10 protein-coding genes are annotated in these 14730 nt (G+C 66.4%); 9 read left to right on the top strand and 1 reads right to left on the bottom strand.

Annotated elements, in window-relative coordinates; genetic code table 11:
* Positions 1–39: 39 nt before the first annotated feature.
* The 5 genes from JSV65_10620 to larC all read left to right on the top strand — a co-directional run bounded on the left by JSV65_10620 (position 40) and on the right by larC (position 6972).
* A complete protein-coding gene (locus JSV65_10620; protein UCH33045.1) occupies positions 40–2721 on the top strand; it encodes a pyruvate, phosphate dikinase in 2682 nt (893 codons plus the stop codon).
* A gap of 152 nt (positions 2722–2873) precedes the next feature.
* Complete coding sequence (gene larB / locus JSV65_10615) at positions 2874–3659, top strand: nickel pincer cofactor biosynthesis protein LarB (protein UCH33044.1); 786 nt, start codon at positions 2874–2876, stop codon at positions 3657–3659.
* Positions 3660–3801: 142 nt separating this feature from the next.
* Positions 3802–4680 (top strand): hypothetical protein, encoded by an 879-nt coding sequence (locus JSV65_10610; GenBank protein ID UCH33043.1) that lies wholly within the window; start codon positions 3802–3804, stop codon positions 4678–4680.
* Positions 4681–4685: 5 nt separating this feature from the next.
* Entirely contained in the window at positions 4686–5741 is a 1056-nt protein-coding gene (locus JSV65_10605) for a hypothetical protein (GenBank protein UCH33042.1), read from the top strand.
* A 61-nt stretch (positions 5742–5802) separates the two neighbouring features.
* Positions 5803–6972: a nickel pincer cofactor biosynthesis protein LarC gene (larC, locus tag JSV65_10600; protein UCH33041.1), complete on the top strand. Its 1170-nt coding sequence runs from the start codon at positions 5803–5805 to the stop codon at positions 6970–6972.
* Between the two features lie 52 nt (positions 6973–7024).
* On the opposite strand, the gene JSV65_10595 is transcribed toward larC, so the two are convergent.
* Complete coding sequence (locus JSV65_10595) at positions 7025–8140, bottom strand: trypsin-like peptidase domain-containing protein (protein UCH33040.1); 1116 nt, start codon at positions 8138–8140, stop codon at positions 7025–7027.
* 298 nt (positions 8141–8438) lie between these two features.
* Between JSV65_10595 and JSV65_10590 the strand changes: the two genes are divergently transcribed.
* The 4 genes from JSV65_10590 to JSV65_10575 all read left to right on the top strand — a co-directional run bounded on the left by JSV65_10590 (position 8439) and on the right by JSV65_10575 (position 14730).
* A complete protein-coding gene (locus tag JSV65_10590; GenBank protein ID UCH33039.1) occupies positions 8439–9854 on the top strand; it encodes a 2-isopropylmalate synthase in 1416 nt (471 codons plus the stop codon).
* A gap of 198 nt (positions 9855–10052) precedes the next feature.
* A complete protein-coding gene (locus JSV65_10585; protein ID UCH33038.1) occupies positions 10053–11291 on the top strand; it encodes a DUF58 domain-containing protein in 1239 nt (412 codons plus the stop codon).
* Complete coding sequence (locus JSV65_10580; GenBank protein UCH33037.1) at positions 11282–13453, top strand: DUF4129 domain-containing protein; 2172 nt, start codon at positions 11282–11284, stop codon at positions 13451–13453. The genes JSV65_10585 and JSV65_10580 overlap by 10 nt, the downstream gene beginning before the upstream one ends.
* Positions 13450–14730, top strand: a complete 1281-nt coding sequence (locus JSV65_10575) for a hypothetical protein (protein UCH33036.1) — start codon at positions 13450–13452, stop codon at positions 14728–14730. Before JSV65_10580 ends, JSV65_10575 begins: the two co-directional genes overlap by 4 nt.

Below are 14730 nucleotides of genomic sequence, written 5' to 3'. Positions count from 1 at the left end.
GCGCAACATGGCAATAATACAGGATCCAAGGAGGATTTGATGGCTGCCAAGAAATGGGTGTACGCCTTTGAGGAAGGCGACAAGGACCAGAAGGATCTGTTGGGGGGGAAGGGGGCGAACCTGGCGGAGATGACCAACCTCGGCCTGCCCGTCCCTCCTGGCTTCATCATAACCACCGAGGCGTGCAATGCCTACTCCGCGTCGGGCGAACTCCCCGCGGGACTGATGAAGCAGGTCGAGGCGGCGCTCAAGCAGGTGGAGCAGGCCACGGAGAAGAAGTTCGGCGACCCCGCCAATCCGCTGCTCGTCAGCGTGCGCTCCGGCGCCAAGTTCTCGATGCCGGGGATGATGGACACGGTCCTCAACCTGGGGCTCAACGATGACACGCTGCAAGGGCTCATCCGGCTAACGGGCAATCCGCGCTTTGCCTATGACGCGTACCGGCGTTTCATCATGATGTTCTCCGACATCGTGCTCGATCTCGACCGGCATCACTTCGAGGAAATGCTCGACAAGAAGAAGGCGAAGCTCCGCGTCAAGCTCGACACCGAGGTGGACGCCGACGCGCTCGCCGAATTGGTTGATGAGTACAAGGCGTTCTTCCGCAAGAAGATGCGGTATGACTTCCCGATCGACCCCCTTCAGCAGTTGGAGATGGCGATGCGCGCGGTCTTCAGCTCGTGGAACAACAAGCGCGCCGTTGACTACCGCAACTTCCACAAGATCCCGCACGACCTCGGCACCGCAGTGAACGTGCAGACCATGGTGTTCGGCAACATGGGCGAGGACTCCGGCACCGGCGTCGCCTTCACGCGCGACGTCGCCACCGGCGAGAAGGTCATCTACGGCGAGTACCTGATGAACGCGCAGGGCGAAGACGTCGTCGCCGGCGTCCGCACGCCGATCGCAATCGCCGCACTCGGCAGGCAAAACGCGAAGATATTCCGCCAGTTTCTGGATATCGCCAAGCGCATCGAGCGCCACTACCGCGACGCGATGGACATCGAGTTCACGATCGAGCGCGGCAAGCTGTACATCCTGCAGTGCCGCGTCGGCAAGCGCACCGCCGCGGCGGCGGTCAAGATCGCCGTGGACATGGCGAAGGAGCGGCTCATCACCCAGCGCGAGGCGCTGCTGCGGGTTGAGCCGGCGCAGATCAACCACCTGCTGCTGCCGCGTTTCGACGACCGGGCGCTCGACGCCGCCCGCAAGGGCGATCGCATGCTCGGCAAGGGCTTGAATGCCTCGCCCGGCGCGGCCACCGGCATCGCCGTCTTCGACGCCGACCGTGCCGAGGAGCGAGGCAAGGCCGGCGAGGCCGTTATCCTCGTCCGTCCCGAGACGACCCCGGACGACGTTCACGGGATGCTCGCGTCGAAGGGGATTCTGACGTCGCGCGGCGGCGCGACGAGCCACGCGGCCGTCGTTGCGCGGGGACTCGGGCTTCCCTGCGTCGCGGGCGCCGAGGGCATCCGCGTCGACGAGGCGAAGCGGGTGTTCTACGCCGACGGCGAGCCGATCAGGGAAGGCGACGAGATCTCGCTTGATGGCACCACCGGCGAGGTATTTGCGGGCGCCATCGAGACGATCGCGCCGAGCCTGGAGGAGAACGAGGAACTGCAGGCGCTGCTTCAGTGGGCGGACAGGGTGCGGCGCCTGGAGGTGTGGGCGAACGCGGACTACCCGCGAGACGCGCAGCGCGCGCGGGGCTTCGGCGCGCAGGGCATCGGCCTGTGCCGCACCGAGCACATGTTCATGGAGGCCGAGCGTCTGCCCATCGTGCAGAAGATGATCCTCGCCGAGGACGGCGATGAGCGACGGAAGCAGCTCGACCAGTTGCTGCCGTTTCAGCGCAGCGATTTTGAAGGCATTTTCAAGGCGATGGACGGGCTGCCGGTGGTCATCCGGCTGATTGACCCGCCGCTGCACGAATTCCTGCCCAACCGCGAGGAGTTGATCGAGGAGGTCGCGACGCTGCGGGTGAAGTCGCCGAACTCGCGCAAACTGAAGTCACTGGAGAAGATGCTGTCCGCCGTCGAGGGCATGGCCGAGATGAACCCCATGCTCGGCCTGCGCGGCTGCCGCCTGAGCATCATCATGCCCGAGATCGTCGAGATGCAGACCCGCGCGATTATGGAAGCGGCTTGTCTCTGCAAGAAGCGCAAGGTAGATGTCCACGTCAAGATCATGATCCCCCTCGTGGGCCACGTCAACGAGCTGAAGTTTGTCCGCGAGCGCCTTGAGCCCGTTGCCAAGCAGGTCATGAAGGAGCAAGGCGTCAACATTGACTACAAGTTCGGCACGATGATCGAGGTCCCGCGCGCGGCCATTACCGCGGGTGAGATTGCCGAGATCGCCGAGTTCTTCTCCTTCGGCACTAACGACCTGACGCAGACGGCCTTCGGGTACTCCCGCGACGACGCGGAGGGCAAATTCCTGCTCAAGTACGTCGAGGACCGGATCCTCCCCGTCAATCCTTTTCAGACACTGGACCGCGACGGGGTCGGCGAGTTGGTGAGAATGGGCGTCGAGCGCGGACGCGCGGCCAACCCGGGCCTGGAGGTCGGTATCTGCGGCGAGCACGGCGGCGACCCGGACAGCATACACTTCTGCCACGCCGTCGGTCTGGATTACGTCAGCGCATCGCCGTACCGCGTGCCGGTGGCGCGCCTTGCGGCGGCCCAGGCGGTGCTCGCCGACACCGCGTTCCGCGACAAGTAGAGACCCTGTTCCCCGCCGTCCGAGTCCCGGACGGATATCTCTTTCATGTAGGGGCGCACGGCCGTGCGCCCCTATCAGTTCTGCCCAAGGCGCTGCTGGCCCGCGCAGGAGGTGCGGCCTGCCGCGGCGTAACCAGGATGCATAGGCTGACCATGAAGGAACGACTCCGCGAGCTACTGGAGCAGATCAAGTCGGGCGAAATGCCGGTCGAGCAGGCGCTCGAACGGTTGCGGCACTTGCCGTTCGAGGACCTCGACTTCGCCAAGCTCGACACGCATCGCATCCTGCGCAAAGGCTTCCCCGAGGCGATCTACTCCCCGGGCAAGAGCCCCCAACAGATCGCGGCGCTCATGAAGCGGCTTGTCGAGCACGGGCAGACCGCGCTCGCAACCCGCGCGACGCGCGAGGTGTACGAGGCGGTGCGGCCGGAACTGCCCGAAGCGGAATACCGAGAGCTTGCGCGGATGATCGTGCTGCGCTCGGGTGATGATGCGCCCACCGGCGGCGGCTCGGTGCTCGTCATCTCCGCGGGTACCGCCGATCAACCTGTCGCCGAGGAGGCCGCGGTCACCGCCGAGACGATGGGCTGCCGCGTCGAGCGTCTGTACGACGTCGGTGTCGCGGGCATTCACCGGCTGCTCGGACACGCGGACAAGCTCGCCGAGGCAAGCGCCATCGTTGTCGTGGCGGGGATGGAGGGCGCGCTGGCCAGCGTCGTCGGTGGGTTGGCGCGCGCGCCTGTCGTCGCGGTGCCCACCAGCGTCGGCTACGGCACGAGCTTCGGCGGGATCGGCGCGCTGCTGACCATGCTCAATAGCTGCGCCGGCGGCGTCGCCGTGGTTAATATTGATAATGGCTACGGCGCCGGCTACTATGCCGCCCTGATCGCGACCTGCGCCGCGGCACCCGACGCGTCACCGGACACGCGCGAACCGTAGAGGCACAGCCCTTCGGATGCGGGGACGCATGCTGTGCCTCCACAGGCGAGGCCGAAGCCGTGCTCGACCGAGCGCGGCCGGACAGCGAACCAACGGCCTTGCCGCCGCGTTCGCCCGCCACCGCGGACACAGGAGACCGTCCATGCCTGCACCGGAACCGGGCGGCGATTCACACGATCTGACCCGTCACTTGAAGGCCCAGGCTCGCGACCTCGGCGCCGATCTGCTGGGGATCGCCTCCATAGCTCGCTTCAGCGACGTCGCGGCCGACCACCACCCGGCTGCGATCTTCCCGGAAATCCAATCGGTCCTCGTTGTCGGCAAGCGTATCACGCGCGGGGCGCTGCGCGGCGTCGAGGAGGGTACCCAGTTCCAGCTCTATCATCTCTACGGCCGGGATTGGCTCAACAACCGCGTGCTCGCCACGGCCACGATGAGGATCGCCCAGTTGCTGGAGGACAGCGGTTGGGAAGCGGTGCCGCTGCCGAACCTGCCCGCAGAGGTCCCGCCGCTCGGCGTGCCGGTGCGGCCGGGGCAACCGGCGCCCAACGTCATGCCCGATTTTGACGATGCCGCCGTGCGCGCCGGCCTGGGCGAGATCGGCTACTGCGGCTTACTGCTGACCCCTGAGTTCGGGCCGCGCCAGCGGATACAGCTCATCCTTACCGACGCAGCGCTGGCGCCCGATCCGCTGCTTGAGGCGCCGGTATGCGACCGCCAGCGGGATCACGCTGCTTTCTGCCCGCTCGGAGCGATTGACCCCGGCGCCGAGCGCACGATCTCGATTTGCGGCAAAGATATGCTCGTGGCCGGACTCGATCACTCGAAGTGTGCGCAGTGCAAGAACGGTGCCGCGCCCAACCCATATCATCCCTCCGGTCGCCCAGAACGCCTCGCCGCCCTCTGCACGCGCAGCTGCATTGCCTACCTCGAGGCCAACAACCGCGTCGCCAACACGTTCCGACATCCGTTCCGCAAGCGCCCGCCCTGGGGAATCGTCGAGGACCGGAGACTGCTGTAAGCGCCATGGCCGCTCTCACCACAGAATCGCTCCGCGAGTTCGCCGTCTCCCAGGGCCTCGACCTGCTGGGGGTCGCCAACATCGAGCGTTTTGACGGTGCTCCCGCGCGGATGCATCCAGCCGCCATCTTCCCGGAGGCGCGGTCCGTCATCGTCGTCGGCAAACGCATCTTGCGCGGCGGCTGGCGAGGGATCGAGGAAGGCACCTACTGGCCGTCATACACGTATTTCGATTACCACGGCCTGCTCAACACTGTCTTCATCCCCATCCCGCTGTACGAAGTCGCGTGTCTGCTGGAGGATCAGGGGTGGGAGGCGGTGCCTTACTACCCCGGCGTGCCGGAAGCGCAGCCGCCGACCGAAGCCCTGCGACCGGGCGCCGCCGCGCCTGATGTGCAACTCGCAATACGCATCGCAGCGGTCGCCGCCGGCCTGGGCGAGATCGGCTGGTCGAAGGTCTTCCTGACGCCGAGGTTCGGGCCACGCCAGCGCCTTCACGCCATCATCACTGACATGCCCCTGCAGCCCGACCCGCTGATCGAACCGGGCGCCATCTGCCGGCGCTGCATGGAGTGCGTCAAGGGGTGCCCGGGCGCGATCCCTCACATCACAGAGGGGAAGTCAGTCTCAATCCGAATCGAGGGCAGAACCTACGAGTGGGCCGATGTGGACATGGGCAAGTGCACACTCATCTACCACGGAGGCGACCCCCGCGTTTCGCCGTTCCTGCACCGCGATCTCCCGGGGTGGAGCTTCGATGTGACCGAGCAGGAGCTGTCGGAGGAGGCCGCCTACAAGCTGTGCTGGCCGCTCTCAACCGGGCGCTGGCGGGCGACGGAGGAGTTCCCTTCCGGTTACGTCGTCGAGGGGCACGCGATGCTCCAGAAGTGGGGTGAGGCAGGCAGCTACGGGGTCGAGGGCTCGCGGGGCTGCATGCGCAGCTGCTTCAACCACCTCGAAAAGGCCGGCCTGGTTGAGCAGACCCCCAAGGGCGGCGAGTTCATCAAGCGCCCGCGGTGGCTGCTGCCGGCGCGCGTGCCGCCGCGGGCAAGGCACGAGTAGGCCCTGTGACAGTTCTTGAAAGCAGGTCTTCGCGGTCAGGCGTGTAGAATACAACGGCGGCATGAAAACAGCGCATCTCGATTGCTTCTCCGGCGCGAGCGGCAATATGCTGCTCGGCGCGCTGGTTGACTGCGGACTCGACCGCGACGGGCTCCAGTCCGCCTTGTCGGGCCTCGATCTGAAGGGCTGGCGGCTCAGGGCCGAGCGCGTTCAACGGGGGCCCATCGAGTGCACGCTGGTGGAGGTCGAGGTCTCCGAATCCCAGCCCGAGCGGCGCCTTGCCGAAGTCCTTGGCGTGATCGAGCGCGGCTCCCTCGATTTGCAGGTCGCGCGGCGCGCAGGCGACATTTTCCGACGCCTAGCGGAGGCGGAGGCGTCGGTCCACGGCGTCGCGGTGGAAGACGTGCACTTCCACGAGGTCGGCGCAGTTGACGCCATCGTGGACATTGTCGGCACGGTCGTCGGCTTCGGCATGCTCGGCATCGAACGCGCCACCTGCTCGCCGTTGCCTCTCGGCTCCGGATGGGTCGAGACGGATCACGGCCGGCTGCCGATTCCGGCTCCGGCGACGGCGAAGCTGCTCGAGGGGTTTCCGACCTACGGCGGCGGCGCCGAGACGGAACTGGTGACTCCCACGGGCGCCGCTCTCGTTACCGGCCTCTGCGACAGCTTCGGGCCGATGCCTGCGATGACCGTGCGCCGCGTGGGCTACGGCGCCGGCAGCAAGGATCTCCCCCACCCCAACTGCCTGCGCATGTTCCTCGGCGACGCGGCGGCACCAGGCGCGTCTGCCGCGGAAACACTGGTCGTCCTCGAAACCAACCTCGACGACATGAACCCGGAGTTCTACGAACGCGTTGTCGAGCGGCTCTTCGAGGCCGGCGCGCTGGACGTCTTCATCACGCCGATCATCATGAAGAAATCGCGCCCGGCTTCGCTGCTCACGACGCTCGCGGCCCCGGACAAGCAGGCCGAACTGCTGCGCATCCTGTTCCGCGAGACGACGACCCTCGGCGTGCGGGCGCGCGAGGTCAGCCGCCATTGCCTCGACCGGGATTGGGTCACGGTGGAGACGCCGTTCGGCCAGGTGCGCGTGAAGATCGCTAGGCTTGAGGGCGAAATCGTCACGGTGGCGCCGGAATATGAGGATTGCAGGCGCCTCGCGCGTGAGAAGGGCGTGCCGCTCAAGGACGTCTACGAGCGGGCGCGGGCGGCCGCCATCGGGGCCTAGCCGTCATCGCGTCCGGCCCATGAGGCGCTCGCGCTGCGACCGGACCCGCGATCTACGGCTGCCGCACCGGTCGTTCCCCAACGGTCACCGCGAGTTCCACCTCTTGCCCCGCGCGGCGCACCGTAAGGGCGAGCACTTGTCCCACCGCGCTTTCCCTAAGCACCTCGCCGACGTCGTCCTGCTTCGCAATCTCGCGCTCCCCCATGCGAACGATCACATCGCGCGGTTGGATCCCCGCTCGTGCCGCCGGGCTGTCGGGCACTACTCCGATGACTGCGACGCCCTTGGTATCCGGGAGCTTCAACTGGCGTGCGATATGCTCGCTCACCGGCACGTTGGAAATCCCCAGCCACGGGTGGCTGACGCGGCCTTTCGCGATGAGTTCATCGGCCACACCGCGGGCGGCCTCGGAGGAGATCGCAAACCCGATGCCCTGGGCATAGGGGATGATCGCCGTCGGGATGCCGATGACTTTGCCCCGAATGTCGACCAATGCGCCGCCGCTGTTGCCGGGGTTGATCGAAGCGTCGGTCTGGAGCAGCTCGTGCAGGTTCGCTCCCGTGGGAGCGCGCAGTTGGCGGTTGCGGGCGCTCAAGACGCCGACGGTGACGGTGTTCTCATAGCCGAACGGGTTGCCGATCGCGATCACCCAACCGCCGATCGGCACATCCACGGAACTCCCCAACTCGGCCACGGGCAGGTCAGCGCCTTCGATCTTCACCACCGCCATATCGGTCAGGGGATCGGTCCCGACGACGGAGGCATCGAACGTGCGCCCGTCGGCGAGAGTGACTCTCACCGCGCGCGCGTTCTGCACGACGTGGTTGTTCGTCAGGACGTGGCCCTGCGCATCAATGATGACACCCGAAGCCTGTCCCTGCCGCGGGAACGGCTCCCCGAAGAACTCGCGCAGGGGCGCGGGCAGCTCTGCGGCTCTGGACTGGATTATGGTGTCAATGTTGACCACGGCGGGCCCGACCTTTTGGATTGCGGCGATGATCGCCGGCTCGGACTCCGGAGCCGTAGCCTGCGCGTACGCCGGCTTGGCGAGCACCGCGCGGCTGCGTCCCATGACCAGGCCGGTCAAGGCGGCACCGATGATGCAACCGATGGCAATCCCGACGACCAGCGAGTGCCGGGCGATAATCACAGCGATGTTGCGGCGCATAGCGTCTCACTCCAATCAGGTCTGCTTGCCGGATTCTCTCACGCGTACGCCGGCGCGTCAAGCGCGCGGCGTGCGGGCGGACCGTTCCCTGTAGCCTTGGATAGACATGCGAGACTCGGCTGTAGCAGCGCGCTTCACGGCGCTCTTGGCGAGGACCCGTTTCGCGCCGGGTCGCAGCCGCGGCTTCTGCCTGCGGAATCCGCACTTCCGTGGGCACAGGCGTTGGTTGTGTCACGGCGGAGTTGCCTTATTACCCAGGGATGTTATATACTCCGAGTATCACACAGGAGGTTCGTTGATGACCGAACGGCGCGAAGTTCAGGAGGTGGGTCAACCTAACCTGCTCGAAGACGTGTTCCCGTACGACAGGGTTCCGCTGATCACCTTTGACGGGCGAATACGCGAGGAAATCAACGGCCGGGTCGTGGAGTTCGACCCGCGGGAGGCGGTGAGGCGCGACCTGTTCATCACCGATACTACGTTCCGCGACGGTCAGCAGGCACGCCCGCCGTATTCGCTGGAGCAGATCCGGGACATTTACAGCCTGCTCGTTAGGCTCAGCGGGCCCAACGGAGTCATTCGGCTGAGCGAGTTCTTCCTCTACACCCCCAAGGACCGGCAGGCGGTTGACCTGTGCCGCGAGTTGGGGCATGAGTATCCTCGCATCACGGGATGGATTCGCGCGGACGAGGGCGACTTCAGGCTGGTCAAAGACATGGGTCTTGACGAGACCGGCATGCTGACTTCGGCGAGCGACTACCACATCTTCCACAAGCAGAAGATGACGCGGCGCGAAGCGTTCGACCAATACATCCGCGTTGTCGAGGGAGCGCTGGCGACCGGTGTGCGCCCGCGCTGCCACCTCGAGGACGTCACGCGCGCAGATATCGAAGGCTTCGTGCTGCCGTTTGTGCAGAAGCTGGCGGAGTTGGGAGAGCAGGCGCCCGATCATCTGAAGCCCAAGGTCAGGCTGTGTGACACCCTGGGCTACGGCGTCACTTTCCCAGGGGCGGCCCTGCCGCGCAGCATCCCCAAGCTGGTTCATACCATTGTCAACGAGGGTGGGATCCCCTCCGACCGCCTGGAATGGCACGGCCATAACGACTTCCACAAGGCGCACATCAACGGCGTTACCTGCTGGCTCTACGGGTGCGACGCCGTCAACACGACGCTGCTCGGCTTCGGCGAGCGCACCGGCAATCCACCGCTCGAAGGCGCCCTGGTCGAGTATGCGGGCCTCAAGGGCACGCTCAACGGGGCGGACCTCAGCGTGCTGACCGAGATTGCCCGCTACTTCGACGAGCATGTCGGCGCACAAATCCCTGCGGGACAGCCCTTCGTCGGCAGCAACTTCAACCGCACCATGGCGGGCATTCATGCCGAGGGCCTGCGGCGCGACGAGCGCATCTACAACATCTTCGACACGCGCGTGCTGCTCGGCCAACCACCCCGCGTGGCCATCACCGACAAGAGCGGCGTGGATGGCATCACCCACTGGGTCAACGACTTCCTCGGTCTCGAGGGCGATGGGCAGGTCCGCAAGCGCGACGTGCTCAAGATCGCGCGGTGGGTGATGGACCAGTATACCGTTCACGGCCGCCTGACCGGGATCTCGGACGATGAGCTAAAAGAGCAGGTGCGACTGCATCTGCCCGAGTTGTACGAGCAGCGCATACGGCAGGGAGGCGCGGCGGGGGCATCCCCTCAGGACTGAGACTGACGTTCGTGCGACCGCGCCGCCTGCGCGCGCGGGCGGTTGCTCAGGACGCGCCGGGATCGTTCGCTCCATCCCAGGCGGGCGACCCGTACTGCGGCGTCACGCCGGCACAGTGAGGCAGGCGCGCAGCCGGCGAACTTCGCCATCGCACTGGCTCGCCAGTCCTACGGCGAGCCGCGCGGCGGAGCTGCCCCGATGTGGACGCGAAACGCGAAGATGCTCGTCTTGATTTCGGCGGCCTTCTACGTCGTCGCGCTCGTCAACGACACCTTCCCCGCGTACGTCCTGTGGTGGGCGACCGTCTGCTTGCTCGGGGCCGCCTACGTGTACGCCCGCCGGTCGCTGCGCCGTATCTCCGTTGCGCGACACCTGGCCGGCAACCGGATGTTCCAAGGCGACCCGCTCGAGATGACGCTGCGCGTGCATCATCCCCCGGGGTCATCCCAGGCTATCCTCATCAGGGACCCGGTGCGCAGCATCACGCGAGACACGACCGAGGAGTCGGAGTACGTCTTCCAGGCGGAGCCGGGCACCGCCGAGGGCGTCCTCAAGCGCGCACTTCAGTTCCCTCTGCGCGGTCACTATCGTCTGGGGCCGCTGGTACTCGAAGGGTCGGATCCCACGGGACTCTTCGTCCGCAAATCGCAGGCCGGCCAATCAGCCGATGTGATCGTCTATCCGCGGCCGCTCCCGCTGCCCAATATGTATCTTCAGGGCCTCTCGTCGTACAGACTGAGTGAGCTTCGCACCGCGCCCCTGGCGGGAGCGACTCAGGAATTCTACGGCATTCGCCCGTACCAGTACGGCGATGACCTGCGTCGAGTACACTGGAAGTCCACTGCCCGCACCGGGCGCCTCGCCATTAAGGAGTACGAGCAGCGGCTTTCCACCGCGGCGACGATCGTCCTCGACCTCCACGATGCGGCGCATCGCGGTGCCGGCGCGCAGGCGACGTTGGAGTACGCAGTTGCCATCGCCGCCTCGCTCGCTCAGCACGTCGTGGCCTCGGGCAATTCCCTGAGCCTGATCTCGACCGGCGCGGAGCGGTTCCTGCTGCCCATGGACCGCGGGGAACATCAGCTCAACAAGGCGCTGGAGCACCTCGCGGTGGCGAGAGGCGACGGCAATACGGACTTCGCCTCCGCCCTCGGCGCGCGGCTGTCGGAAATCCCGGCTGCCTCTACCGTCTTCGTCATCACACCCTCGGCCGATTCGCAGTTGAGCTACCCGCTGCTCATGCTGCGGGGCGCCGGCGCTCACGTCACCGCGGTGCTCATCGCCGCCCACAGCTTTGTGGACGAGCCGGACCCGCCCGCCGAGGAGGCGTACGGAAGTCTCTTGTCCGCCGCGTTCGGTGTCGCCGACGCGGTGTGCCCGGTGCGGCGCGGCGATGACATCGCATCCGCTCTGGGAGCCGCTGGACTATGGCTTTAGCAAGCGCACGCCAGGAAGCATACTGGACCGAACAGTGGCTGCCGTACGGCGCTGCGGCGCTCGTGACCGTCGCGGCGATCCTGTCTGCCTGGCCGATCTACCTGTTATCGTTCTTCCCCTACGTCGCCCTGGTGCTCGTGGCGATCGGCACGCCCGCGAGTATGTACCTGCGGGCCGCGAACGCCAACCGACGCATCCTCAACATCATGATCGTCGGCGTCAGCCTCGTCTTCATCTTCAGCATGCTCAGGAGCATCCAGTTGCCGTCCGGTGGGGACCTCGTGAGTATTGCGTTGTTCATCGATGACCGAGTTGCCGTCGCACTGGTCATCCAGATGTTCATCACGGTCGCGATGTTCCGCAGCTTTTCGCTGCTGACCGACCGCGACTTGACCCTCACGGTCGTCCCCGCGGTGAGCACGCTACTGCTATCGTCCATCATCGTACGCGGCGCCGGCATCATCATCTCCCTGCTGTTGTTCTTCCTCGGCGCGCTCTATCTGCTTGCCTTCAACCACCAGGAGTCACTCGGCCAGCGCGGCGACGCACGCCTGCTCGCGCCGCCGCGCCGCCGATCACTCCTCGCCGGCGGCATCTCGACGATGTGGCTCGTGCTCGTCCCGGCCACCTTCGTCGCCGCGATCGTCTTCGGCTGGATCAACCTGCCGCGCGCCCTGATGATGCGCTACAGCAACTACCTCCCGTACATCATCACGCGGCAGATACTTCAGATCGCCGCGCCCTCGTGGGTCGTGCCCCGCTGGTCGAATCAAATGGTGTTGAGCGACGGGCTGTCGCTACGCAACAACATCGTGTTCCGGGTCGACTCCACGGAAAGCGCACTGTGGCGCGCGGAGACTCTCGACGTTTATACCGGCCGCGGCTGGCGCACCGAGAGCACACCGTACCGAGTTCTGCTCGAGCGGCAGGGCGATTCGTGGTCCGTGCCAACCAGAGATATGGGCATCGCGGCCGGCGTGCCGAGCAGCGACTTGAGGCAAGTCTTCCATCTCGCAGTCCCGATGCAAGGCGTCGTCGTCGCTGCCTACGAGCCGCGCTCCCTCTCCGGTCCGTTCTTCCACCCGCGCGTCAGCGATTCATCAGTGCTGACCAACGCAGCGCCGTTCCGCTCGAGCACCGTGTACACTGTCGTCTCGCAGCGCAAGACGGCACCTGGCGCCGCTGTATACCGGCCGGGCGTGACTATGGCCGACGAAGAGCGCAAACGCTACCTGGCGTTGCCCGAGATCCCAGCGCGTACGCGGCGCCTGGCGCGTAAGATCACCGCCGCCGAGCGCGACGACCGCGACCGCGCGATCGCCTTGCGTGCCTATCTCGAGAGCAACTTCGTCTATCGTGAGCGCGTCGAGCTTCCGCCGGCGGAGGTAGGCGACTATGTGGACTACTTCCTGCACGAGATGGACGGCGCGTACTGCGATTACTTCGCGAGCGCCTCGGCGGTCCTCGCCCGGCTCAACGGCATCCCATCGCGCGTGGTTGCCGGGTTCAGCAGCGACGAAGATGACGAGGAAACCGGCTGGTACGTCGTGCGCGAAAAGCACGCTCACAGTTGGGTCGAGGTGTTCATAGACGGCTACGGCTGGCTCGAGCTGGATCCGAGCCCGGCGCCGGGCCGGCAACCGTCGCTGCTCGAGCGGGCACAGAAGGCTATGAGCCAGGCGTTGCAGCGGGTCAGGCGCGCGGCGCTTGCGCCGCTGCGTGCGTTGGTCGCGACGCCGGGATGGTGGTGGAAGCTGCCGGGGATCGTGGCTTCTCTGGTGCTCGTCATTCTGGGGGTGCGCTATTTGCGCCGCGACAAGCCGCTCCCGCTGCCTCGCACATCGGATGCCGAGCAGCTTCGGCAATACGTGCGTCGCAGTTACGATCGCATGTGCGGATGGCTTGCCGCCTGGGGGTTGCCCAAGCCGCCCGGCGCCACGGCGAGCGAGTACGCCGCCGGCCTGGCGCAGACGCTCGGCGCGCAGGCCCAGGTCATCCGCGGCGTCATCGGCACGTACCTCGCGGCGGAGTACAGTGGGCGGCCGCTGGAGCGCGCCGATGCCGCCGGCATTGCGGACGGGTTGCACACCGTGTTAACGATGCGCAAGCTTCTGCTGCGGCGCGCGCGAGAGCGAACGGAGAGGGAGGATCACGGCTCGTGAGAACTGCGGACGACCTGCCGCCGCACATCGCAAGCATGCCGCCGGGGGTGCGAGTGGAGTTGCCCATGCTCCGCGCGCCCATGGCGCTGCTGGTGGACGACCCGATGCCGGGCTTGAATCCGCTGTACTACCACCGCAAGTTCTTCGACGGCCACCAGCGCCCCCACAACAGCGCGGGGCAGCCACTCGCGCGCACCATCCCGCTGGACTTCCTCGACCGCTTCTGCGATGTCGTGAAAGACGGCGGCGCGAGGGGCAAGTTCTCCGTGGTTCCGAATCCGTTCGGGCTCGGCGAGATCGACCGGGGATTCCGCGACTGCCCCAGACGGGACTGCATGCGTTTCATCCGCACCGTGCGCTCGCGCTTGAGCGCCGACTTCGACATCACGCCGGAAATGGTGACGCACGGACACGCCCTGGACCTCGACACGGGTCGGCGGCTGCCGGAGAACGAGAACGCGTGGTCGCGGCATCAGGGCGTGGAGTCCCTGACCCGCTATCTGGCGCACGGCGCCGCTATCCTGGAGCGCGCGAGTCTCGATCCGAACGGCTTCACGTCGCCGTGGAGTTTCGGCAGTGAGGTGGAACCGGCTTACGCGGAGGCGGCGCTGCGGGCGCAGCAGCAGGTGAACGGCCGCTCACTCACATGGTATTTCCTGGCGAGCAGTAGTCGCCGGCGAGTCCTGCCGCGGTTGATGGTGATGCGCCGTGCATCCGGCGAGGGTGTCGTGCACGTCGTCGTGGGCTGCTCCGATCACTTGTGGGACACGCAGGACACCATGCGCGATGACGAGCCGTATCTGCGCCGGAGAACCGACCTCTATCTGACCACGCAGGGCCAGGGCCGACTGGTGGATCTCGTAGACAGCGGCAGCTTCCTCGCCGTGCTCACCCACTGGCAGTCGCTGTACTCTAACGGCACGGAGGCCGGTCTAACCGTCCTCGGCCGCGTCCTGAGGCGGACGCGAAAGATACTCGGCCCGCGCATTATCTGGCTGAAGTGCAGCGAAATGGCGCGGTACTTCGCCGCCGCCAAGACGGCCCGCGCACGCCTGACAACTGATGGCATCCTCATCCGATCGCCGTTCGCGTGCCCCCGCTTCACGGTAAGCGTCCCCGTCGCGCGCAGGCCCGCGCGCGTGTCGGCGAACGGTCACAGGCTCCGGCCTGTCGCATCTCTGACCGGGCTGCGCGATCGGACCTGGGCGTGGCACGCGGGGCGGGCTTACGTGTGCTTCGACCTGCTGGAGGAGTCACGGATTCTGCTTGGCCACTGA

Source organism: Armatimonadota bacterium, from assembly GCA_020354555.1.
Taxonomy (GTDB): Bacteria; Armatimonadota; Hebobacteria.
This window is presented reverse-complemented; position numbering and strand designations above follow the sequence as displayed.